The organism is Ferrovibrio sp. (assembly GCF_036381655.1).
Classification (GTDB): domain Bacteria; phylum Pseudomonadota; class Alphaproteobacteria; order Ferrovibrionales; family Ferrovibrionaceae; genus Ferrovibrio.
This window is the reverse complement of the sequence record NZ_DASVCJ010000023.1, coordinates 1-20,390: the sequence shown is the minus strand read 5'-3', so window position 1 is coordinate 20,390 and position 20,390 is coordinate 1. Positions and strand designations below refer to the sequence as shown.

At 60.3% G+C, this 20,390-nt stretch carries 23 protein-coding genes; 1 reads left to right on the top strand and 22 read right to left on the bottom strand.

The window, feature by feature from the left end:
• Window positions 1-6 precede the first annotated feature (6 nt).
• The 3 genes from VF194_RS04565 to VF194_RS04555 are packed head-to-tail and all read right to left on the bottom strand — an operon-like array spanning window position 7 to window position 2,026.
• Window positions 7-342, bottom strand: a complete 336-nt coding sequence (locus tag VF194_RS04565; protein ID WP_330888480.1) for a DMT family transporter — start codon at window positions 340-342, stop codon at window positions 7-9.
• Window positions 342-1,295: a glycosyltransferase family 2 protein gene (locus VF194_RS04560; RefSeq protein WP_330888478.1), complete on the bottom strand. Its 954-nt coding sequence runs from the start codon at window positions 1,293-1,295 to the stop codon at window positions 342-344. The genes VF194_RS04565 and VF194_RS04560 overlap by 1 nt, the downstream gene beginning before the upstream one ends.
• Window positions 1,292-2,026, bottom strand: coding sequence for a class I SAM-dependent methyltransferase (locus tag VF194_RS04555; protein WP_330888476.1), 735 nt, complete (start codon window positions 2,024-2,026; stop codon window positions 1,292-1,294). Before VF194_RS04555 ends, VF194_RS04560 begins: the two co-directional genes overlap by 4 nt.
• 113 nt (window positions 2,027-2,139) lie before the next feature.
• On the opposite strand from VF194_RS04555, the gene VF194_RS04550 reads away from it, so the two are divergent.
• The gene (locus VF194_RS04550) at window positions 2,140-3,723 is read left to right on the top strand and encodes a hypothetical protein (RefSeq protein WP_330888474.1); all 1,584 of its coding nucleotides are present in this window, start codon (window positions 2,140-2,142) and stop codon (window positions 3,721-3,723) included.
• Window positions 3,724-3,745: 22 nt separating this feature from the next.
• On the opposite strand, the gene VF194_RS04545 is transcribed toward VF194_RS04550, so the two are convergent.
• The 19 genes from VF194_RS04545 to VF194_RS04455 form a co-directional block, all read right to left on the bottom strand.
• Window positions 3,746-4,111, bottom strand: coding sequence for an iron-sulfur cluster assembly accessory protein (locus VF194_RS04545; RefSeq protein WP_330888472.1), 366 nt, complete (start codon window positions 4,109-4,111; stop codon window positions 3,746-3,748).
• A 10-nt stretch (window positions 4,112-4,121) separates the two neighbouring features.
• Window positions 4,122-4,469, bottom strand: a complete 348-nt coding sequence (locus VF194_RS04540; RefSeq protein WP_330888470.1) for an SUF system Fe-S cluster assembly protein — start codon at window positions 4,467-4,469, stop codon at window positions 4,122-4,124.
• A complete protein-coding gene (locus VF194_RS04535; protein WP_330888468.1) occupies window positions 4,469-5,725 on the bottom strand; it encodes a cysteine desulfurase in 1,257 nt (418 codons plus the stop codon). Before VF194_RS04535 ends, VF194_RS04540 begins: the two co-directional genes overlap by 1 nt.
• Window positions 5,722-7,014: a Fe-S cluster assembly protein SufD gene (gene sufD / locus VF194_RS04530; RefSeq protein WP_330888466.1), complete on the bottom strand. Its 1,293-nt coding sequence runs from the start codon at window positions 7,012-7,014 to the stop codon at window positions 5,722-5,724. The genes VF194_RS04535 and sufD overlap by 4 nt, the downstream gene beginning before the upstream one ends.
• A 13-nt stretch (window positions 7,015-7,027) precedes the next feature.
• Window positions 7,028-7,777 carry a Fe-S cluster assembly ATPase SufC gene (gene sufC / locus VF194_RS04525; RefSeq protein ID WP_330888464.1) on the bottom strand — a complete coding sequence of 250 codons (750 nt, stop codon included), beginning with the start codon at window positions 7,775-7,777 and terminating at the stop codon, window positions 7,028-7,030.
• Between the two features lie 21 nt (window positions 7,778-7,798).
• Window positions 7,799-9,259: a Fe-S cluster assembly protein SufB gene (gene sufB / locus VF194_RS04520; protein ID WP_330888462.1), complete on the bottom strand. Its 1,461-nt coding sequence runs from the start codon at window positions 9,257-9,259 to the stop codon at window positions 7,799-7,801.
• Between the two features lie 21 nt (window positions 9,260-9,280).
• A complete protein-coding gene (locus VF194_RS04515) occupies window positions 9,281-9,739 on the bottom strand; it encodes an SUF system Fe-S cluster assembly regulator (RefSeq protein WP_330888460.1) in 459 nt (152 codons plus the stop codon).
• Between the two features lie 219 nt (window positions 9,740-9,958).
• On the bottom strand, window positions 9,959-10,840 hold the full coding sequence (locus VF194_RS04510; protein ID WP_330888458.1) for a TniQ family protein: 882 nt from the start codon (window positions 10,838-10,840) through the stop codon (window positions 9,959-9,961).
• Between the two features lie 18 nt (window positions 10,841-10,858).
• Entirely contained in the window at window positions 10,859-11,875 is a 1,017-nt protein-coding gene (locus VF194_RS04505; RefSeq protein ID WP_330888456.1) for a TniB family NTP-binding protein, read from the bottom strand.
• A gap of 29 nt (window positions 11,876-11,904) precedes the next feature.
• On the bottom strand, window positions 11,905-13,992 hold the full coding sequence (locus tag VF194_RS04500) for a DDE-type integrase/transposase/recombinase (RefSeq protein ID WP_330888455.1): 2,088 nt from the start codon (window positions 13,990-13,992) through the stop codon (window positions 11,905-11,907).
• A 56-nt stretch (window positions 13,993-14,048) separates the two neighbouring features.
• Entirely contained in the window at window positions 14,049-14,744 is a 696-nt protein-coding gene (locus tag VF194_RS04495; RefSeq protein WP_330888453.1) for a Tn7 transposase TnsA N-terminal domain-containing protein, read from the bottom strand.
• A 77-nt stretch (window positions 14,745-14,821) separates the two neighbouring features.
• Window positions 14,822-15,307: a hypothetical protein gene (locus VF194_RS04490; protein ID WP_330888451.1), complete on the bottom strand. Its 486-nt coding sequence runs from the start codon at window positions 15,305-15,307 to the stop codon at window positions 14,822-14,824.
• Between the two features lie 114 nt (window positions 15,308-15,421).
• Complete coding sequence (locus VF194_RS04485; protein WP_330888450.1) at window positions 15,422-16,483, bottom strand: hypothetical protein; 1,062 nt, start codon at window positions 16,481-16,483, stop codon at window positions 15,422-15,424.
• Window positions 16,484-16,520: 37 nt separating this feature from the next.
• Window positions 16,521-17,213, bottom strand: coding sequence for a hypothetical protein (locus VF194_RS04480; RefSeq protein ID WP_330888448.1), 693 nt, complete (start codon window positions 17,211-17,213; stop codon window positions 16,521-16,523).
• Entirely contained in the window at window positions 17,213-17,866 is a 654-nt protein-coding gene (locus VF194_RS04475; protein ID WP_330888446.1) for a hypothetical protein, read from the bottom strand. Before VF194_RS04475 ends, VF194_RS04480 begins: the two co-directional genes overlap by 1 nt.
• A gap of 6 nt (window positions 17,867-17,872) precedes the next feature.
• Window positions 17,873-18,520 (bottom strand): hypothetical protein, encoded by a 648-nt coding sequence (locus VF194_RS04470; RefSeq protein WP_330888444.1) that lies wholly within the window; start codon window positions 18,518-18,520, stop codon window positions 17,873-17,875.
• A 74-nt stretch (window positions 18,521-18,594) separates the two neighbouring features.
• Entirely contained in the window at window positions 18,595-19,011 is a 417-nt protein-coding gene (locus VF194_RS04465; protein WP_330888439.1) for a hypothetical protein, read from the bottom strand.
• A 231-nt stretch (window positions 19,012-19,242) separates the two neighbouring features.
• Entirely contained in the window at window positions 19,243-19,827 is a 585-nt protein-coding gene (locus VF194_RS04460; RefSeq protein ID WP_330888437.1) for a type II toxin-antitoxin system VapC family toxin, read from the bottom strand.
• A gap of 3 nt (window positions 19,828-19,830) precedes the next feature.
• Window positions 19,831-20,112 (bottom strand): hypothetical protein, encoded by a 282-nt coding sequence (locus VF194_RS04455; RefSeq protein ID WP_330888435.1) that lies wholly within the window; start codon window positions 20,110-20,112, stop codon window positions 19,831-19,833.
• Window positions 20,113-20,390: the final 278 nt, after the last annotated feature.

Below are 20,390 nucleotides of genomic sequence, written 5' to 3'. Positions count from 1 at the left end.
CGCCGCTCAGGCGGTGCGGGTGACCAGGATCACCCCGACGCAGATCAGCGCAATGCCGGCCAGCTTCGATGGGCTCAGGGCTTCGCCGTAGAGCCAGAAGGCGAGCAGCGCAACCAGCACGTAGGATAGCGACACGCTGGGGAAAGCGACCGAAACCGGTATCTTGCGCAGCGCCAGCATGTAGCAGACCGCCGCAATGAAATAGAGCGCCAATCCGATGACGGACTGGGGCGCGAGGAACTGCTGCAGCAGGGTTTCGCCGCCGGCGCCCGCCTTCAACAGCAATTGCCCGACGACCCCAAGAAGAATGCCGGCTGCCAAAGCCAGATAGAACCACATCATCATTTCTCTCCGACGGCCTTGGCGTTGCGTTCCACGTCGCGAACGACGAATTGCGGCTTCCTGTTGATGGTCAGGAACAGACGGCCGAGATATTCCCCCACCAGCCCCAGCATGATGAGCTGAACGCCCGCGAGCAGAAGCACCGCCGCCATCAGCGAGGCATAGCCCTGCGGCGTATCGCCGATGAGCGCCTCGATCAGGATGACGACGAAGGCCAGAACGCCGATACCGGCCATGAGAAAGCCGACCAGCGTGCCGACGCGCAGCGGCATGACCGAGAAGTTGAGGAACATCGACATGAACAGCCGCACCAGCCTGCGCAGGGTGTAGTTGCTATGCCCCTTGGCGCGCGGCAGGTGTTCCACCTGCAAGCGGCCGATATTCTGCGTGACCTGCATGATCAGGCCATCGATGTATGGAAACGGTCCGGTATGGGCGAGGATGTTACGCGCGGTGAATGCGCTCAGGCAGCGAAAGCTCGATAGATACAGGCCTTGCGGCTTGTCGAGCAGGAAGTCGGCGCACCAGTTGGTGAAGCGGCTGCCGAGATTGCGCCAGATGGCATGCTTCTTGGTGGCGTAGTAGGTGTAGACGACGTCATAGGCATTGTCCCTGGCGTAGCGCCATAGCCGCGTCACCTCCTCCGGAGGATTCTGCAGATCGTCGTCCATCGTGATGATGTAGGCGCCGCGGGCCTGTGCCAGCCCCGCCATGACGGCGTTGTGCTCGCCGAAATTCCTGGCAAGGTTGACGACGGTCAGCGCCACCTCGTTGCGGCGGCAGAGTTCGCGGCAGACGGCCAGCGATTCATCGGGACTGCTGTCGTTGACGAGGACAATCTCGTGCCCGCCGGGAATCTCGAGGCGCGCCAGCGCCTCGACGAGGACGGGCACGCTGTCGGCGCCATTATAGACCGGCACGACGATTGAAAGCGCGAATGCGGACTCGCTCATGGTTTCCTGGCCGATATCCAAACCGAACCCCCAAAGGGCAGACCGATACCGCCGCGCGCCAAGCGGCGTTCAATGGCGGTAACGGTAAAGAATGTCCGGTCCTGCCAAGCCGGGAAAGCCTGAACATCGCTGCCCCCCTCCCCCCGACCGGCGGCGAGCCGGTGCAGCAGCATTAACGGAAACAACAAACTGTTCCAATAGCCGGCCCTGATCCCGTCGAACCCCGCCCCGGCCAGCAGCCGAACCGCCCCGCCGGCGGTATAGCGCCGGACATTATGGACATGCCGGTCATGCGCCGAAGCCATCCATTGATAGGCCGGCAGGTTCAGCAGCAGCCGTCCGCCCGGCTTCAGGCACCGGAAAAACTCCGACAGGGCCGCCGCCTCATCCACGCCGGCATGGCAAAGGACATCGGCACTGACGACGGCATCGAACGCCCCGCCGGCGAAGGGCATCGCATTGACGGAACCGACGGCGATTTGCCGCCTCGCCTTTTTACGAGCCAGCGCAGCGGCTTCCGTATCAAACTCCAGGCCGAACAAGGCAAAATCTGGGCGAGCGGCGGCCAGCCGGGCCAAAAGCCCGCCGGTGCCACAGCCGGCATCGAGAATTGCTGCACCTGCGAGCAAGTTCCATTGGCCCAGCCGCTGGATCATGGCGGCGTGCAGCGCCCGGAACCACCACATGGTATCCTCGAGTGCTGCCATCCGGTGGTATTCCACCCGCTCCATACGCCCCTGCCGCCTCACCATTGATTTCCGGGCCGGCGAATGGTTTACCAATTCGGCCCGGCCATCCGCCAGTCTCGCCGTGCCCCAACCTGACAAAGGCGACCAATCCGCCGATGGACTATCCCCGCACCCACGATCAGGCGACCCAGCATCGCCGTCTCGACTGGGCCAACGTGCTGCATAGCCTGGTGCTGGCGGTTTGCGCCGTCTGGATCGTCGGCTACTTCTTCCCGTCGATCAATCACGATACGGCGGTGCTTCTGTACATCGCCAAGGTCTGGCTGAATGGCGGCACGCTTTATGTCGATGCCATCGACATCAATACCCCGCTGGTCTTCGTCCTGCATCTGCTGCCGGAAGCGCTCGCCAAGCTGACCGGCATCCCGGGCACCACGATGCTGGTCGCCCTGCTGGGCCTGGGCATCGCCGGCTCATTTCTGACATGCCGCTGGGTGCTGGCCGCCAGCCTGGATCCGGCGCACGCCACCGCGGACGCCCTGCTGCCGCTGCTGCTGCTTTTCATCCTGGTGGTCTTTCCCGGCGACACCTTCACCCAGCGCGAACACATCATGCTGGTCCTGTCGATGCCGTATCTGCTGGTGGCGAGCGGCCGCGCCGGCGGCGAAAAACTGAGCCGGCGGATCAGAATCACAACCGGCATCCTGGCCGGCCTGGGCTTCGCGATGAAGCCCTATTTCCTCGGCATCCCGTTTCTGGTCGAACTCTATGTCCTGTCGCAATGCGGATTGCGGCGCAGCCTGGCGGACCCGGCGCCATGGTCGGTCCTCGCCGTCTGCATCGCACACGCCCTTTTCGCCATCATCGTCACGCCGGAATATTTCACCATCGTCTGGCCGATCGCGACCGGCTTCTACAGCGAAGTCAGCAACTGGAGCAGCATCGACCTGGCGCTGAGCGCCAATCTGGGACCGCCGACCTTCATCCTGCCGCTGCTTGGGATCGCCGCCTTCTTCGCGGTCCGCTCGGACATGGCCCGGGTCATGTTCCTGGCCGGGATCGGCGGCCTGATTTCAGCCTATGCCCAGCACAAGGGCTGGCCCTACCATGCCCTACCGTCTCAGGCTTACACGCTGCTGCTCACGGGCGTGATCGTCGCCCATGTCATGGATCACGTGGTCTGGCCGCGGCGGGGCGACAGCCGGCCGGCCAAGCTGTTCGCAGCGGCGCTGATGATGCTCGTCTTCTACCAGCAGGTATTGCACAACCGGCCGTTCGACAACCAGCTCGATTACCGCGGCTCGGTGCTGGAGCGGCTTCTGCATATCGTGCAGCAGGAGACGCGCAACGACCGCATCCTGATCCTGTCGCCCGGCATCTATCCGATCTTTCCGCTGATCAATTACGCCAATCTGCATCTGACCATGCGGTTCGAAAGCATGTGGCTGATCCAGGGCGCCTATGCCGAATGCCGCGAACTGGCGCCGCTCTACAATCCGCCGGAAGCAATGAGCCCGGCGGAGGCTTTCGTCTTCCGCACGGTGGCCGAGGATTTCTACAAGAAAAAGCCGTCGCTCCTGATCATCGACAACGTTCCCGGCATCCCGCGCTGCCAGGGCGATGAGTTCAGCTATCTGGATTATTTCTCGCGCAATCCCCTCTTTGCCAAGCGGTTCGAGGATTACGAGAAGATCATGGACTACGACCGCTACACGATTTACCGCCGGCGCGAGAAATAGCCGGCGCAATCTCGGTCAGTCGTCAGACGTGGAAGCTTTCGCCGCAGCCGCAACGGCCCTTTTCATTGGGATTGCGGAACACGAAGCCCGATTGCAGCTTGTCCTCGACCCAGTCGATCTCGGTGCCGAATAGATACATCTGGGCCTTCGGTTCGATCAGGACGGTCGCGCCCTTGTCCTCGACAACCTCGTCGAACTTGCCCTTCTCCTCGGCATACTGGATGTCATAAGACAGGCCGGAACAGCCCTTGGTGCTGATCGCGATCCGCAAGCCGACGATCGGCTTGTCCGCCCTGGCCATCAGTTCGCGTATGCGCGCCGCGGCGGCATCGGTCAAGGTCACCGCCTTGAAGGCGGGGCGCCGCTCTGCCGTTTCCGTCACAGCCATCGTCCAATCCTCACAATATACCCAGTTCGAGCCGCGCCGCCTCGGACATATGCTCCGGCGTCCACGGCGGATCCCAAACCACGTCGACGGTCACCTCGCCGACCCCAGCGATGGACTTGGTCTTGTACTCCACTTCGCTGGGCATCGATTGTGCCGCCGGGCAATTCGGCGAGGTCAGGGTCATCTCGATCCTGACATCCCGGGCCTCGTTGACCTCGACATTGTATATAAGGCCGAGTTCATAAATGTTAACCGGAATTTCCGGGTCATAGACGGTCTTCAGGGTCTCGATCACCTGCTCCTGCAGGCCTTCGACCGAAGGGATTTCCGCCTGCTTCTCCGTACTGGTCGCCGACATCACCCAAAAATCTCCCTGACACGCTGTAGCCCGGCGCAAAGCGCATCCACTTCCGCCCGGGTGTTGTACATCCCGAAAGAAACCCGCACCGTGGCCGGCACGCCGAAACGGTCCATCACCGGATGGGCGCAGTGCTGGCCGACCCGCACGGCCACGCCTTCCCGGTCCAGAATGGTGCCGATATCGTGCGGGTGAATACCCTCCAGCACAAAAGAGATCACCCCGGCCTTGCCCTCGGCCTCGCCGATAATTCTTAACGAATTGATCTGCTTAAGCTTTTCGGTCGCATAGGCCAGCAGGTCATGCTCATGGGCCGCGATCGGCCCCAGGCCGATGGCCTGCACATAGTCGATCGCCGTCGCCAAGCCGACCGCCTCGACGAAAGCCGGCGTACCGGCCTCGAATTTATGCGGGATATCGTTGAATTCGGTCTTATCGAAGGTCACGGCCAGGATCATGTCGCCGCCGCCCTGCCAGGGCGGCATCGCCTCCAGCAGCGCCGCCTTGGCATAGAGCACGCCGATGCCGGTCGGACCATAAAGCTTGTGCCCGGTGAAGACGTAGAAATCGGCATCCAGGGTTCGGACGTCGACAGGCATATGCTGCACGGCCTGGCTGCCGTCGATCAGGGCCAGCGCGCCATGCTTATGCGCCTCGCGGATGATCTCGGCGACCGGCAGCACGGTGCCAAGCGTATTGGAAACATGCGCCATCGCCACCAGCTTGGTCTTCGGGCCGAGCAGCTTGACGAATTCATCCCAGATCAGCGCGCCGCGATCGTCGATCGGGGCGACCTTGAGCACGATGCCGTGCCGGTCGCGCAGCAACTGCCAGGGCACGATGTTGGCATGATGCTCCAGGTGCGAGATCACCACCTCGTCGCCGGGCTTCAGGAAGCTGTAGCCGCCGCTATAGGCAACGAGGTTGATGGCCTCGGTGGCGTTGCGGGTGAACACGATCTCGCGGCTGTCGGGCGTGCCGATGAAACGGGCCACCGTCTCGCGCGCCTTCTCGAAGGCGTCCGTCGCCTCCTGGCTCAATTGATAAATGCCGCGATGCACATTTGCATAGCTATGCCGGTACATGCGCGCCATCGCGTCGATGACCACCTGGGGCTTCTGCGCGCTGGCGCCGCTATCGAGAAAGACCAGCGGCTTGCCATGGGCCTTCTCGGCCAGGATCGGGAAATCGGCGCGGATGCGCTCGACATCGAAAGCGGCGACCGCCGGCCGCCGGGCTGAAGCCAATGCCGTCATGCCGCACCTCCCTGCAGCCAGCCTTCGACGACGTCGCAGATCCGGTCGCGCAAGCTGCCTTCCGGCACCGCCGCAATGATCTCATAGGCGAAGCCGCCGAGCAGCAGGCGGCGCGCATCCTCCGCGCCAATGCCACGCGCCTGCATGTAGAACATCTGCTGCGGATCGAGATCGCCGATCGACGCGCCATGGCTGCATTTCACGTCGTCGGCAAGAATCTCCAGCTCAGGCTTGGTATCGACCTGAGCCCGATCGGCCAGCAGCAATGTACGGCTGAGCTGCTGAGCATCCGTTTTCTGCGCATGCGGCGCCACACGGATGCCGCCCTGGAAAACGGCATGGCCACGGTCATCGACGATATGCTTGAAAAGCTGATTGCTGCGGCAGCCGGGCACCGCATGATGCAGAAACAGGGTATGGTCGATATGGCTGCTGCCGCGAGCCAGCGTCAGACCCTGGATATCCACCGCGGCATCGCTGCCGGCGAATTCGGTATGCAATTCGTGCCGCGCCACCGCCCCGCCGGTCTGCAGCGAGCGATGGACGTAGCGGGCCTTGCCGCCCACCGAAATCCGCGCCAGAGCGGCGTGATAGGCGCTCGCGCCTTCAGCCTGAAGGCGGATATGGGCAAGGTTCGCCCCTTCGCCAAGCTCGATGCGGCCGACGATATTGGTCCAGCCCGGCGCGGCGATACCGCCATCGCGGTAAGTCTCGACCAGGGTCGCGCTGGCGCCACGACCCAGCACGATCATGTGCCGCAAATTGACCAGCGCCGGCGCACCGAAGGCGATCAATTCGACGGGCTTCTCGAGGACAACGCCATCGGCAAGCCGCAACACCACGCCGTCGCTGGCCAGCGCGGCGTTCAGGGCCGCCAGGGCCGTCGCCTTATCCGTTTCGCCGGCCAGGACCTCAGACAGATCATCGGGCATGCCGCTGAGCGGCGACAGAATCACCCCCTTCGGCAAATCGTCCAGGCGCGAAGCGGCGGCATCGAAACGGCCATTGACGAAGACCAGGCGATAGCTATCGGCACCGGCGAGCGCTGCGGCATCGACGCGGGCCGCATCAATGCCCGCCTCGTTCGCGGGCAGCGCCCAAGTCTGCTTCTCCAGGCCGGACAGGCTGGTGAATTTCCAGGATTCGAGCCGGTGGTTCGGCACGCCGAAGCGCCGGAACGCTTCCAGCGCGGCCTGCCGCTGGGCGCTGACGGCGCCCGCGCCGGGCAGCGACGGCGCCGCCGTGCGGAAGGCCTGCGCAATCGTTTCCATGAAGGGCAAAGCGGACATGCTGCGCTCTCCGTCAGGCCGCATCCGCGATGAACTCGGCATAGCCGCGTTCTTCCAGCTCGAGCGCCAGTTCCTTCCCGCCGGTCTTGACGATCCTGCCCTTCGCCAGGACATGCACGACATCCGGCACGATGTAATCCAGCAGACGCTGGTAATGGGTAATGACGAGCGCCGAGCGTTGCGGGCTGCGCAATGCGTTCACGCCCTCGGCAACGATCTTCAGCGCATCGATGTCGAGGCCGGAATCGGTCTCGTCCAGGATCGCCATGGAAGGCTCCAGCATGGCCATCTGGAAGACTTCGTTGCGCTTCTTCTCGCCACCGGAAAAACCCATATTGACGGCGCGCTGCAGGAATTTCTCGTCCATGTGCAGCGCCTTCATCTTCGCCTTGGCGGTCTTCAGGAAGCTCATCGCATCCATGTCCGGCAGGCCCTTGTGCTTGCGCACGGCATTGACGGCAGAGCGCAGGAAGGTGGCGTTGGCGACGCCTGGAATCTCGACTGGATACTGGAAGGCGAGGAAAATGCCCTCCCGGGCACGCTCCTCCGGCTCCAGCTTGAGGATGCTGCGGCCATTGAAGAGGATGTCGCCCTCGGTGACCTCGTAACCCTCGCGGCCCGCCAGCACATAGGACAGCGTCGACTTGCCCGAGCCGTTCGGCCCCATCACGGCATGCACCTCGCCGGATTTGATGGTCAGGTCGATGCCGTGCAGGATTTCCTTGCCGTCGACGGTGGCGTGCAGATTCTTGATCTCAAGCATGGGGCAGTCCTTGTTTCGCTTTTAGCCGACCGAGCCTTCGAGGCTGACGCCCAGCAGTTTCTGGGCTTCCACGGCAAATTCCATCGGCAGCTTCTGCAGCACATCCTTGCAGAAGCCGTTGACGATCGTCGAAACCGCATCTTCCTCCGACAGGCCGCGCTGGCGGCAGTAGAAGAGCTGGTCGTCGGAAATGCGCGAGGTGGTCGCTTCATGCTCCACCTTCGCGGTGCGGTTCTTCACCTCGATATACGGCACGGTATGGCCGCCGCAGCGGTCGCCGATCAGAAGGCTGTCGCATTGCGAGTAATTGCGGGCATTGAGCGCATTCGGCATCATTCGCACCAGGCCGCGGTAGGTATTCTGCGCCTTGCCGGCCGAGATGCCCTTGGAGATGATCGTCGACTTGGTGTTCTTGCCGATATGGATCATCTTGGTGCCGGTATCGGCCTGCTGGGCATTGTTGGCCACCGCCACCGAATAGAACTCGCCGACACTGTCGTCGCCCTGCAGGATCACGCTGGGATATTTCCAGGTGATCGCCGAGCCGGTTTCGACCTGAGTCCAGGAAATCTTCGCCCGCGCGCCGCGGCAGGCGCCGCGCTTGGTGACGAAATTGTAGATGCCGCCGCGGCCTTCCTTGTCGCCCGGATACCAGTTCTGCACCGTGGCATAGCGGATTTCGGCATCCTCCATGGCGACCAATTCGACCACGGCGGCATGCAGCTGATTGTCGTCGCGCATCGGCGCCGTGCAGCCTTCGAGATAGGAGACGTAAGCGCCCTTGTCGGCAATGATCAGCGTGCGCTCGAACTGGCCGGTCTTGGCCTCGTTGATGCGGAAATAGGTCGACAGCTCCATCGGGCAGCGCACGCCCGGCGGTATGTAGACGAAGGAGCCGTCCGAATAGACTGCCGAATTCAGCGTCGCATAGAAATTGTCGGTGACGGGAACGACCGAACCGAGATATTTCTGCACCAGCTCCGGATGCTCGCGCACCGCTTCCGACATCGAGCAGAAGATGATGCCAAGACCCTTCAGCTTCTCCTTGAAGGTGGTGGCGACCGAAACACTGTCGAAGACGGCGTCTACCGCGACGCCGGCGAGGATTTCACGCTCCTTCAATGGAATGCCGAGCTTCTCGTAGGTCGCCAGCAATTCGGGATCGACTTCATCCATGCTCTTCACCGCGCCCTTTTTCTTCGGCGCGGCATAGTAATGGATGTCCTGAAAGTCGATCTCCGGGTGATGGATCTTGGCCCAGGTCGGCTCGCCCCTGCCGGCCATCTTCAGCCAGGCGCGATAAGCCTTCAGCCGCCAGTCCAGCATCCATTGCGGCTCGTTCTTCTTGGCCGAGATGAAGCGGATGGTGTCTTCATTCAGACCCTTGGGCAGAATCTCGGATTCGATATCGGTAACGAAGCCGTATTTGTATTCGCCGCCGAGATTGCGGACGGTTTCGATGGTTTCGACATTGGCAGGCATGGGGCGACCTGTCCTCTTCACTCAGGCATTGGGAACGGATGCGCCGGCGCGCGGCGGAAATGGACCGAAGAAGTCGTAAGGCGGCCGGGCCAGTTCGGCCAAGGTCACGCCTTCCAGCGCATTGCGGATCGCCAGATTGACCCGGTTGATGCCGCGCCGCGACACGCAGAGATTTTCGCGGTCGCAGACGCTCGGCCCGCTGGAGCATTGCGTCAGCGCGATCGGCCCATCCAGGGCGGTGATGATCTCGGCCACCGACATCTGCTCCGGGGCATTGGCCAGCCGATAGCCGCCATGGGCCCCGCGCAGGGAGGTCAGTAGACCAGCCTTGCTGAGCTTGGCCATGATCTTTGCAACCGTGGGTCCCGGCAGACCGGTCGCCGCCGCGGCGTCGGCAGCGTTATGCACGCCTTCCGGCTCGGAGGCGATATGGGCCATCACCATGACCCCGTAATCCGCCAGTCGGCTCAACCGCAACATCTTGCAAATCCTTCGCAATTTCAATTCAGACCAATACGGTCCGAATTACGCGCTAAATATGACCATATTGGTCTGGATTGCAAGATGATTTCCCTGCGGAGGAAGTCAAGTAACGCTCGGGTGTCGTATCCAGGAGAAAACCGGAATTTTCCCGGTTAATGTCATAAAAATTCGGAAGAAAATGGCTTCAGTTTTCTGGCGGAAAACCGGGAATTCCTCTCACCCTCTCAGCATTCTGGCCCTGGTTTCCGAGAGCTTGGCTGCTTTTTGAGGTGTTGAAACCAGCTCGGAAACGAGCCGGAAGGTGCGAGCCAAGCGCCAGTGGGTCTCCCCGGCGGGCCCGAATGCCATCATGCGGTCCAGAAATTCGGTGAAGTTTCCGACTGCTCCTGCCATCCCGGCGGCCAGGATTCCCGAAGTATCGCCCTCGATCTCGAGGAATCCGATCGGCCGCCCGAGGCCATTCCCCCCTGTAGCCAGCCAGCCCAGTTGGTAAGCCAACCAGATCCAGTCCCCCTTGGCGGCAGGACTGTCCGGCGACAGGGTCCGGCTGACCATTTTTACCGTCTCGACGACGTCGATCGGGGCGGCCCTTGTTGGCGCACCCGAGTAATCCCGTCCGCAGGAGCAGCGGGTTAACGCCTCGGCTCGCCAATTGAGCTGCCGCCCGCAGAATCGGCAGGCAAAATCCAGGTAGCACCCGTGCCTTGGGCAGACCGTCATTACACTGAGGTCCCAGATGGCCTGATGATACGGACGATCGAGAAGGCACCGGCCACACACTCGGCGGTGCCGGACAGTGACGAGGTCTTCCCGAATACCGTGGCCGAGGAAGTTCAATTCCCCAGCCGCTTTGGTTGGCCAATAAGCCATCCGCTCAAGGCGCCCCGACTCTACTCCGCAGCACGCGGCCAGCATCGTGAGATCCCAAGGATAGGTGGCGAGCAGACTGTGATCACTGAGGGGAAGCCCGGCCGTACGGAAGAGCCAGGATGACTTGGGCAATCCATTGAGCTGGGTGAGCCGGAGGACATAGCCAAGGAGCGATTCATCAGGTTCCGGTTGGGGGGCGACGGAAAGGAGCGCCGCCTGGTTGGTCATGGCGGCGCTCCTCATCACTTAGGCAGCGAGGTCAGCGGCGGTAATCTGCCGCTTGCGCCGTCCCAGGGTGGTGACCCTCTCCTGGACCGGCTCGACCTCGACAGGTTTGAGGTCAGCGTCCTCCACCTCGAACGGATTCACCCATTCGGGGTTGGCGAAGTCGCGGAAATCGTCGGCGACTTCACGCATCAGGCTGACGGTAACCTTCTGCCGACCGTCATGTACGGCCCGGGACGCGAGCGCATAGATGAAGTCGATCGCCCGCCCGAGATTGCCTTTCGCGATGGCGTGGATACGGTAGGCCATCTTCTCGGAGAAGAGCGGTGCCTCGAGTTCCAGAGGGAAACTCTTCTGGTGGTGCGCCAGAATGTGAACGAAGCTTCCCCGGTCAGTGGTATCGAACCAGTCAAACGGCCGCAGTTCGCGAACACCGAACGAGCGGCGCTGCAACTGCTCATTCTCCCGGTACACCTTCTTGGCGGCATCCGTACCGGCGAGAACGAAGGGGCAGATGGCTTCATTCAGCAACGACTTCACGTAGTCTGCTGCCTCGAAGATGACCTTCTGGTTCTCCGACTTAAGCATATGCTGGAACTCGTCCAGAATGACGAGTTTCACACCCTGCTCACGCAAGTAGTGCTTCACGCGATCCGTTTTGGAGGCGGTGGTTCCCCGAAGCGCGATGGCTTCGGGGACTTCAAGTGCACGCATGATGTTCTCAGCGAGCACGCCGAGCTTGCAGTTACTCGGAACCTCCACGTACAGGACAGGACAAATAAGGCGGCCGTCCTGCCGGTACGGCGGGTGCTTGGAAGCGAACTTCTTCAGCAGCGCCGTCTTACCGCTTCCCGAGGTGCCGGTAAGCAGCATGCAGCGTGCAGGCGAACCGGCTGCAGCTCCGGCATTGCCGAAAATGAGCAGACGCTCAAGTGCCCGGCTAATCTCCTTGATGCGTGGATACGCAACAAAACTGTTGCGAAGGGACTCAATCTTCTCGAACGGCGAGTTGTCGTTCACGGGGGTGTTGGTAGACATGTAGATTCTCCTGGCTTGGATTGATTTGGTTAGATATCAGCCGAGATGCCGTATTCCTCGCCACGCTCGACCATCTCGTCGAGGGTGTCGTATTCATCCCGCAGCTCGGGCACCTCAGCCTTCGGCTTGCGCTCCGCAGGACGTTTCTTCTGCTCAGTCTTTTCTGACTTCGCCTTTTGCTTCGTCTTTTTCGTCGGAAGCACGTCGCCGTTCAGATAGGCGTCGAGCTTCTTGGACCGGCGTTTGCCGCGCCGTTTAAGGTCGGCAATCATCTGGTCGGTGATGTGCCGGGTCTCGATGAGCTGCTCGATTGTGATTTTCTGACCAGGCGCAAGCATCCTGCGACGGCGCTCGCAGTAGTACATGTGAGCGTCCATCGTGAGACCGTCGGTATAGTCAGGGTCGACCGAGGGAACCGTGATGTACTTGTGAGTATCCCAATCCTCGATTTGCACCGATGAGAGGTCGTCATGATTTACCCGGACCTTGACCTTGTCCGGCTTGCCCGCCCTGTTGATGAGTTCGTAAAGTTCGGGGCTGTCTTCGCAGTACCGAAGACCTGCGATCCGAACACCCTCGCGCGTCAACGGAACGTACTTCGGGAGCGTCATGATCTCGTCTAGGTCAGAGAGCCTGGCGGGCATGACCGGCTTGCTCTTTGACAGTTTCCCGTCTTCCTGCAGGCCGAAATACTCGTTCCACTTGGCAAGCGGCGACATGCCGCCGAGACCACGGTGAGGCTTCACATGGTACTCGTCGACGATGTAACGCAGCATCAGGTGGACGCCATCTTTAAGATCGATGGACGCCGCCTTGACCGGGTTCTGAAGCCCTTTCTGCTTTACGTTCGAAAACGTCGTACCTGGCAGCTTGTGGGCAAAGCCGCGCATCATGGTTCCGATGGCGCGTTCCACGCGGCCCTTGTACCGTGGCTTCTTCGCGGGGCAGGCCTGGAAGTCGATGTTCAGTTCATGCAGCAGGCCGAGGAACCCGCTTGAATGGAACTCTGACCCATTGTCCGTGACGATGGTCAGCGGCTTCCCCATCGCGGGCCACCGGTTTTTGATGCCCGGGAACTGCGCGAGAATGTCGTCCTTCGGCATGATTACCTGGTGCAGGCATTTCAATACCGAGTGCGCATTCGGTGCACGGAAGCTGATGTAGAAACCGACCACCATCCTTGTGTAGCGGTCAATTGCGAGTGTCAGCCACGGCCTGCCAAGCGGAACCATGTTGTCGTAGTCGACCGCCCAGAAATCCATCAGGGTATGGTCGATCTCGATGACCTCCATGGGCCGGGTAGCCTGCGGACCGCGGAGCACTGGCTTGCACTTGTTGTCCCAGGCTTGCGGGCCTTCCTGGTGGTAGACAACAATGTCGTTGTCCACCAACTTCAGCTCGTCAAAGACTTTCGAGCGGCTATAGGTGCGCAGGACGTTACCGTCCTTGTAGCGAGGGTCGAGGTCCGTCGCGTCAATGAGCTCTACGCGGCGCTTAATCTCGCCCCAGATTTCGTCAATTGTCTTCGGCTGCTCGCAGAGGTACCACTCCTGGATGACGGCGTCGCACTGCTCCTGCACCAGCGGGTGGAAGCGATTCTTGTTCTTGCCGCGGTCGTGATACCTCGGGGCGAAGATACGGATGTCGCGCATGTCCGGAGAGCCAATACTTTCCCAATCGGCAATCCAGCGGGCAAACTGCCGGGGATGAACCTTCGTGTAGCCGTGCTCCTCAGCCATTTCGTTGATAATGGGCAAGAGCACTTTCGGTGTGCGGCGCCGAAGTTTCCTGTTTGCCCATGCTTTCACGTGGTGGTATTTGCGCAGTGCGGCCTTCTGCACGTTGACGGGCCACGAAGAGAACGGAACATCAAGGTAGCGGCGGCGCCGCTCATCGACGGCTTCCATGGCAGGGTCGCGCAGGAACTCCAGGTCTTTCCGGGTCCAGAGCTGCATAAGCTCCGTTTCCGACTTGGAGAGCGCAGATGCCTCATTGTCGTTTGCGCTGAGGCAGATCAGGTTCACCATGCCTTCCTTGGTCAGGCTATGGACCTTGTAGATGTGGTCGTGGATGCGAACCGTGGTACGCGGTTCCCAGTTCAGAACGGTAGCAGTCATGGGCTTTTCCTTTTCGGAATGGCGATTTGTGGTGGTACGCAGGGATTGAGTAGGCATTAGCGAGCTCCTAGTGGGTTGGTGGGAAAAACAGGACTTTTGGGACAGAGTGGGATTGCATCGAGTTCGATGCCGAAATGGCCGCGTGCAGCCATTCCAAGCAGCTTCGGTTCGCCCCACGAGGCGAACTGAAGAGTGTCGGCGAGCTCCTGCAGCGTCTTGGGCGGCTGCAAGGCGAAGAGATGACGGACCTTGGAGGCCAGCCTGCTATTGGGCTGGTAGTCGCGGAACTTCAGCAGCTCAATCGCGTTGTCGAGCCTGGGCTGCTTCCGGATCTCCGTGTCAGTGACGACACGGAACTCGATGTTTTTTTCGGCGTAGGCTTTCCTGATTGCTTCGAACGCACGCCGGTTCTCTTCATCATCAGCGTCGGCCTGACACTTAACTTCGACGATTTCCCGTCGTCCGTCCCAATACGTGACCCGGAAGTCCGGGTAGTACCTGCGCATTTCACCATCAAGTTGGTAGTGAAATTCCTCGGGCTGCGCTTCATACGCTTCCACGTCGGCGGCGGTCTCGAGCAGGTAGATTTTGTCCCTTTCAATCTGGGACTCCCAAGGAATCGAGCCGTTGTTCTTCACGCTGGAAACGAGGCCAGTCGCACGCTTCCTCCGCTTGGTTACGACCTTGCGGACAGGTCGCCCGGCAAGATACGGCTTTCTGAAGTCGCGATACTGCTCTGCTAGGTTAGGCATCTGTATTCTCCTTTGATGTGATTGGGTGCTTGAGCGCGAGAGCCAAGCCGGTTCCCGCGCTCAGTGTTCACGCATGGTTAGGCGCAAATCTTCGGCTGTGAGGGTGACGACGTCAGCGCAGGGCGAAAGAACGCCATGTACTGATCGGATTTCATTTGCTCGATTTCATCGTCCGTAACCGACATGGCAAAGACGACCATGTCGTGCGGCGCCCGCATATTCGGGATGAAATCCGAAACAGGTTCATGGACAACCAGATGGCGGAGTCCTGTCTCATGCAGGGCTTTGCCGACCCGCCGCATGAGCAAGCTCATATGTCCGGGTCGGTAAATCTCCGCTTCTGGATTGAGGACTAGGCGATTGCGCCAAGGCTTCCGCTTGCGTGCGGGCGTGTTGTTGGGGTAATCGTTACCCAACGCGATGACGAAGTTCTTCCAGCTACAGGTGAGCGTTCCTGCAGGCTGGCCAGGTACGTAGAGCAACGTACACTTACGCTGCAGCTGTCGGCTGACGCGTTTGGCGATGGCGACGATTTCGCCGGTAGACACAAAGTTCTGTTCCATAGTGATCCCCCTTTCAGGGCATAGCTTCCTCGTTCCGGCGGATGTGATTTCAGCCGGTCGGGTCGTGAGTGAGTTTTGGTGACCCCGGTTACCCGAGGTCGATTCGATTACGTCTTAACTCAGTGCTGTCGCTTCACCTCCAGTCTGGACCGGTCGATTGCGTCCGAAGGGATAGCGCCAAACGTCAGGGTCTCCGCCGTCCGGCTCCGTCACGACGACAAGGGCGTACTTCTTGTCCACCTTCTCGCTGTCCTTCGGCAGGAACGGGATGTGGACCATCCTGAACTCGCTCGTGTAGTTCGGGCTTCCGCCATTCAGGTCACAGAAGTATCGGCCGAGCCTGGGCTCAATAACCGGCCAAGCAGGCCGCGGCGGCCCATTATCGAGGTGGTCGGGAAGTGCCTTGACCACATTCCAGCGGTCAGATGCAGGGCTCACCTCGGTCGGGATTTCAGTCCGCACCGCGAGGACGACGCAGTTCCGGTGAGCCGAGTACTCCTGAGCGAGTTTCTCGCCGGGATAGCTGAGTACCTCCGCCTTCAGGTTGGTCGCCTCAGCCAAATTGCGTACGAATTCGTCGAGATCCGCTTTGGTGGCGATGGGCTCCCGTCGAACACGGCGTTTCTTACTAAGGGTACGACCCTTAGACTTGAGAAAGCTCTTCAGTTCTTCCCGGGCGGCAAGCAGTGTACTCTCGCTGATACGCGCGTTCCGGTCCGAAGAGTTTGGATTGAGAGCAATAGAGCCCGACGCTTCCTCCGGACGGCTGTTCCGATAGGGCTTCAGCACCACCAGCGCCACGTTCGTTGGCACCGGAGGAGCCGTAACCTCATCGCCCGGCATGTGAATGGCGCGAACAAAGCCACGCAGGAAGCCGTCCGCCTCGAGGCGGTTGATGTATCTGCCGAGCTGCACCTCCAGGCGCGATTTGACGATCGGCGGCCTATCTCGATTCTCCGGGAGGAAGCGGACGCGGTAGATGCCCACGGTTTCACTTTCCGGAAGCGGGATCCCCGTCTTGATTGCGAGGACTGCCCAGTTCGGGTTGAGCATCATTTCGGTTGAAAGCCTCTCGCCCGGGTAGCAGAGGACCCTGCCTTCCAGGTTCAGGGACTGCGCCATCGTTGTGACGAAGGCATCCAGTTCGGCGCGCGTGTTGAGGGAAGTTGAAGTCATAATAGTTCTCCTTACGATTTATGCGTGGTGGATTTTCTCAGTGGCTGCTCGGTTTCTGCGCGTCAGTGCGGTAAGTTACGGAGCTGAGCATTGGACGAGTGCCATCGATGAGGATGACGTCGAGCGGCGCGTGGTCGATCTCGATGCATCCGTTCAGCCGCCACGATTGGAAGTCACCAGCGTTGTCACAGAGGACAGTGCTGGGAACACCAGCAGGCAGCCACTCGATTTCCAGAGCCGATGTGCCAGGCGGTAGCAGATTTACAGGCAGCTTGATTGCGCCACCCCTCCAGTCGCGCCAGAAGCGATGTCCGACTGCATTACCTTCGTCATCGACATCGAAAGTCAGCCACACGTCGATGCAGGTTTCCGGCACTCGTCGGGAATTGATAACCGGGTAGCACAAGCCAACGGTGCCAATGAGCTTCCGAAGGTGCTGCTCCGCCTTGGCAAGCTTGCGCGGATAGCGGTTCAGCATCGATGCCTCGAGCAAGACCGCAAGCTCATAGATTCGCATCGGCCTCTTGGAGCCGAACTTCCGTTTGGCTTCTTCAACAGAAGTCCAAGGAAAGCCCTCAAACGTCAGCCAAATTGAATCGAATGACGTGTTCCTTTGCCGCTGCAGCCTAAGACGGGCTTCTTCGTTGATGATTTGGTCGCATTCCAGGATGAACGACTCGCGTTCCTGGCGAGTGCGGCGCGGGCGATTTTTCCTTGAGCTGCTGGACATTATGCGGCCTCCTGAGTGCGGCGGGGTTGGGTGGTGAGTTGATTGGTCATGGGGATGTAGCAATCGGGTGCTGCTACCCACCGAAGGGCATTGGACCGGGTGCCTGCCAGAATCCCGGCAACCGACAATGGGTCGGGCGCCTCTACGGGGAACTCGATCTCGAACGAACTCCGAGCCTGAGCCGGGAGACGCGGGTCCGGAGCTGTCCAGGCATAGATGGCCCAGAAGCTCTCAAGCCGTACTGCATCGGGCATCCCTGCGGACGTGAGGAGCATGACTGAAAGGCCGAGAGCCTTACCGGCACGGTAGATGTCTGCTTCCAGGAGGTCCGATTCTTCCGTCCAATCGTTGCTTGGAAGCATCACCTTGAGTGTGCCGCTTAGCTTGGAATTGGCCGCGGTCGCGCGGTATTCATCGCGACGCGCATCCATTGCCACGACGATGGAGTCCTCCGGGGGGACAATCAGCCCGGGAGCTGCTTTCGTGGGCATGAAGAGAGCGCGTGCCCGATAGCCCATCCTCCAGGCAAGCTGAGCCATCCCACGCTGGATTTCCGCGCTGGACATCAGCTGGTCCCACTTGATGAAGAGGGTCGGCGGGATTGGGCCGTTATCGTTGACCGCGGCCATTGCTGTTTTCCTGATAATGGTCATGGCGCCTTACTCCCGCTCGATGTCGAAAGGGAAAATCCAGTCATCGTCCGACGAGGGAGGACCATTGACGAAGATGCTCGGCCCCTTGCGGAGCTCCTCGCGATTCTCTGGCCAGTCCAGCCATTCGTCCGAATCATCGAACGACTGCAGACTGACGAGGTAGCTTTGGCGAGGCTCGTCAATCAGGTCGATGTTCATCCAAAGCGCGCCTGCGCCCAGCCAGCGGGTGGCCAGTTCGAAGCCGGTCACGCTCCCACCGGCATCGACGATGGGTCGGATGGAAGCCGACCTAATCGGCAGCGAACGCCGCTCCACACCTTCGAACAGCCGTGCATATCGCCGGGTGCGAAACTCATTGACGACATCCAGGAAGTCACTCGCCGTAAGCGACTTGTCCTCGAACAGCGAGTAGAGAAGCGCGATGGCATCATCGATGGTCATCGGCTCGCCGACCGAATAGCGAGCCTCGACAGCCGCTACCTGGTCCGGCCGTTCGCCGACCTCGAACACCTTCTCAAGGACGCGTTTCGCGGCACCCTCGTCGGCAAATCCCCCGGAGAGATTTGCGAGCTTCTCTTCGAACTCCTTCTTCCGCGCCTGGGCTTCCTGCCAAGCGGGGATGTTCTCGGTTGAGAACATGGACGTGATAGACATGGTGGTCTCCTTCAGACAGACGTTCTCTGTTCCCGGAATCGGATTCCGGGCGGCGGCAGCTCAGATGGGCGCTGCTACGCTATCGAGCGGCTGTCAGAGGAGGTTTGGGCGCGCGAGACTTTGCCAGTTTCGGCAGGAGACTGGTTCAATTCATCCGCCACTGCGTCTCTGGGGAGCAATGCGAACGGAAACTCCGCCTTGGCTTCGAAGAGGTAAACTGCGTCGTCCTCTCCGGCAGCGGCGCCGATGAGACGACCCAGTTTGACCTGAGACGGTGCGTCCGGTGAGGTCACGGGCATAATGCCGAAAACGCGGCCGGTGCCCTTCTCGATATAGAAGGTGAGCCAGACCGGAGCCTCGGCGCCAAAAGGCAACGCCAGGCCACAGGAAGCTTTGACCGTCACGATCTGCGCGGCACGAGCTTCCAGCACGCAGCCTGGGCGCGCTGAGGAGGAGTCGAAACTTTCGAAATCGGAAGCAGTGGAAGACATGACTCAAACCCTGATTTAGGCGCAAAAAATGCGCCCATTTGGCGCATGCGTAAGGGCCGACGTCCTTCGACGCCAGCGCTTAGGATATCAGGGCGAGCGAATACGCGACGGCGCTCAGCGTCTGCTGAGTGCGGGAGAGAGTGTATGCCGAGGTCGCGTTCATGATGGGCAGCACTATACGAATCACGTTTCCGACTGTCAAGATTTTTCTTGCTATCCTGTCAAAAGCTCTCACGCGACGAAGGCCAACTGCTCGCCATCGGGGTCTTCGTGCGCGCTGATGAGTTGGCGGAAACCTCCTTCGACGGGCGTTCCAAACTGAAATTCCAACTGTCCTGTTTGATCGATTGCCCAAGCCCCCGTGAACGGATCGTAGAGTCCGGGAAGCTGGAAGTATTCATGGATGCGCAGGAAGTGACGCACGTTTCGGGTTGCGACTGGCGCACCAATTGAAATGGCTGTAGCGGCAATCATCAGATCGGCCCCAGGAAGCGACTTCCTGCTACGAGGATCGAAGATCACGAGCGTACGCAAATCCTGAATGGCGACCATCCGAGAGTACAGGCTACCGGCTGGCCGCATGAACGGTATGACGGTGACAATAGGCAGGATGGATTTTTCGAACCATCGGACAGCAGGGACAGCCTCAGGCGATCCCTTCTCGATGAGGCGGGCAATCCCAGCTTCGATCTCGGTGATGACGATTTCCGATGTGCAGATGTCAGACGTTGGAAGAGATGTGAGCCAGTCAACTAAGCTCGGCGGGGGCCGTTTCCTGTGGGTAGCGCTTAGAACGTCCGTGTCGAGGATGAACATATGTCACCCTCCGGACTGTTTTCTCCCGCTGGTCGAAGGTGTCGGTTGCGACCGGACATTCTTCAGTTCCCGTTCCAGATCGGACTCTTCCTCTCCAGCGTATCCGCCCGAGAGGAGACGGGATTTAATCAGAGACTCTGCCTTCTCGAAATACTGTTTAGATACCAGCACCGCCTCTGTCCCAAAATTATTACGGAGCACCTGAGGGGAACCCTCAGCTACTTTGGTGACGAGGTCGTCCAGGCGCTCACGCGCTTCGTCCGTCTTCATGGCAAGCGAAGACATTGAATCCTTCTCGAAGAAAAATTCCGCGACTTCTTGTCAACATTATCACGGGATGTAGCGACAATCATGCATCCATGACCGTCAACAATCTAGTGCGAAAATGCAGGCCGTAAACGGGACTCTTTGAAGACGTAGTTTGCATGGCGAGGCGCTATCATACCGCTAATCTGATGAGGACGGTTATGATCCGCGTGAAGCAAACTGGTGATCTGGACAGCGAGGGTGACGCTGACACTGCGTCTGACCTGAAGAAGATCGATATCGCTTTGCGCATGCTT

Bases quoted from the DNA above. Each gene is read 5' to 3' on its own strand.
- VF194_RS04565 (WP_330888480.1), bottom strand. From the start codon at position 342: ATGATGTGGTTCTATCTGGCTTTGGCAGCCGGCATTCTTCTTGGGGTC.
- VF194_RS04560 (WP_330888478.1), bottom strand. From the start codon at position 1,295: ATGAGCGAGTCCGCATTCGCGCTTTCAATCGTCGTGCCGGTCTATAAT.
- VF194_RS04555 (WP_330888476.1), bottom strand. From the start codon at position 2,026: ATGGAGCGGGTGGAATACCACCGGATGGCAGCACTCGAGGATACCATG.
- VF194_RS04550 (WP_330888474.1), top strand. From the start codon at position 2,140: ATGGACTATCCCCGCACCCACGATCAGGCGACCCAGCATCGCCGTCTC.
- VF194_RS04545 (WP_330888472.1), bottom strand. From the start codon at position 4,111: ATGGCTGTGACGGAAACGGCAGAGCGGCGCCCCGCCTTCAAGGCGGTG.
- VF194_RS04540 (WP_330888470.1), bottom strand. From the start codon at position 4,469: ATGTCGGCGACCAGTACGGAGAAGCAGGCGGAAATCCCTTCGGTCGAA.
- VF194_RS04535 (WP_330888468.1), bottom strand. From the start codon at position 5,725: ATGACGGCATTGGCTTCAGCCCGGCGGCCGGCGGTCGCCGCTTTCGAT.
- sufD (WP_330888466.1), bottom strand. From the start codon at position 7,014: ATGTCCGCTTTGCCCTTCATGGAAACGATTGCGCAGGCCTTCCGCACG.
- sufC (WP_330888464.1), bottom strand. From the start codon at position 7,777: ATGCTTGAGATCAAGAATCTGCACGCCACCGTCGACGGCAAGGAAATC.
- sufB (WP_330888462.1), bottom strand. From the start codon at position 9,259: ATGCCTGCCAATGTCGAAACCATCGAAACCGTCCGCAATCTCGGCGGC.
- VF194_RS04515 (WP_330888460.1), bottom strand. From the start codon at position 9,739: ATGTTGCGGTTGAGCCGACTGGCGGATTACGGGGTCATGGTGATGGCC.
- VF194_RS04510 (WP_330888458.1), bottom strand. From the start codon at position 10,840: ATGACCAACCAGGCGGCGCTCCTTTCCGTCGCCCCCCAACCGGAACCT.
- VF194_RS04505 (WP_330888456.1), bottom strand. From the start codon at position 11,875: ATGTCTACCAACACCCCCGTGAACGACAACTCGCCGTTCGAGAAGATT.
- VF194_RS04500 (WP_330888455.1), bottom strand. From the start codon at position 13,992: ATGACTGCTACCGTTCTGAACTGGGAACCGCGTACCACGGTTCGCATC.
- VF194_RS04495 (WP_330888453.1), bottom strand. From the start codon at position 14,744: ATGCCTAACCTAGCAGAGCAGTATCGCGACTTCAGAAAGCCGTATCTT.
- VF194_RS04490 (WP_330888451.1), bottom strand. From the start codon at position 15,307: ATGGAACAGAACTTTGTGTCTACCGGCGAAATCGTCGCCATCGCCAAA.
- VF194_RS04485 (WP_330888450.1), bottom strand. From the start codon at position 16,483: ATGACTTCAACTTCCCTCAACACGCGCGCCGAACTGGATGCCTTCGTC.
- VF194_RS04480 (WP_330888448.1), bottom strand. From the start codon at position 17,213: ATGTCCAGCAGCTCAAGGAAAAATCGCCCGCGCCGCACTCGCCAGGAA.
- VF194_RS04475 (WP_330888446.1), bottom strand. From the start codon at position 17,866: ATGACCATTATCAGGAAAACAGCAATGGCCGCGGTCAACGATAACGGC.
- VF194_RS04470 (WP_330888444.1), bottom strand. From the start codon at position 18,520: ATGTCTATCACGTCCATGTTCTCAACCGAGAACATCCCCGCTTGGCAG.
- VF194_RS04465 (WP_330888439.1), bottom strand. From the start codon at position 19,011: ATGTCTTCCACTGCTTCCGATTTCGAAAGTTTCGACTCCTCCTCAGCG.
- VF194_RS04460 (WP_330888437.1), bottom strand. From the start codon at position 19,827: ATGTTCATCCTCGACACGGACGTTCTAAGCGCTACCCACAGGAAACGG.
- VF194_RS04455 (WP_330888435.1), bottom strand. From the start codon at position 20,112: ATGTCTTCGCTTGCCATGAAGACGGACGAAGCGCGTGAGCGCCTGGAC.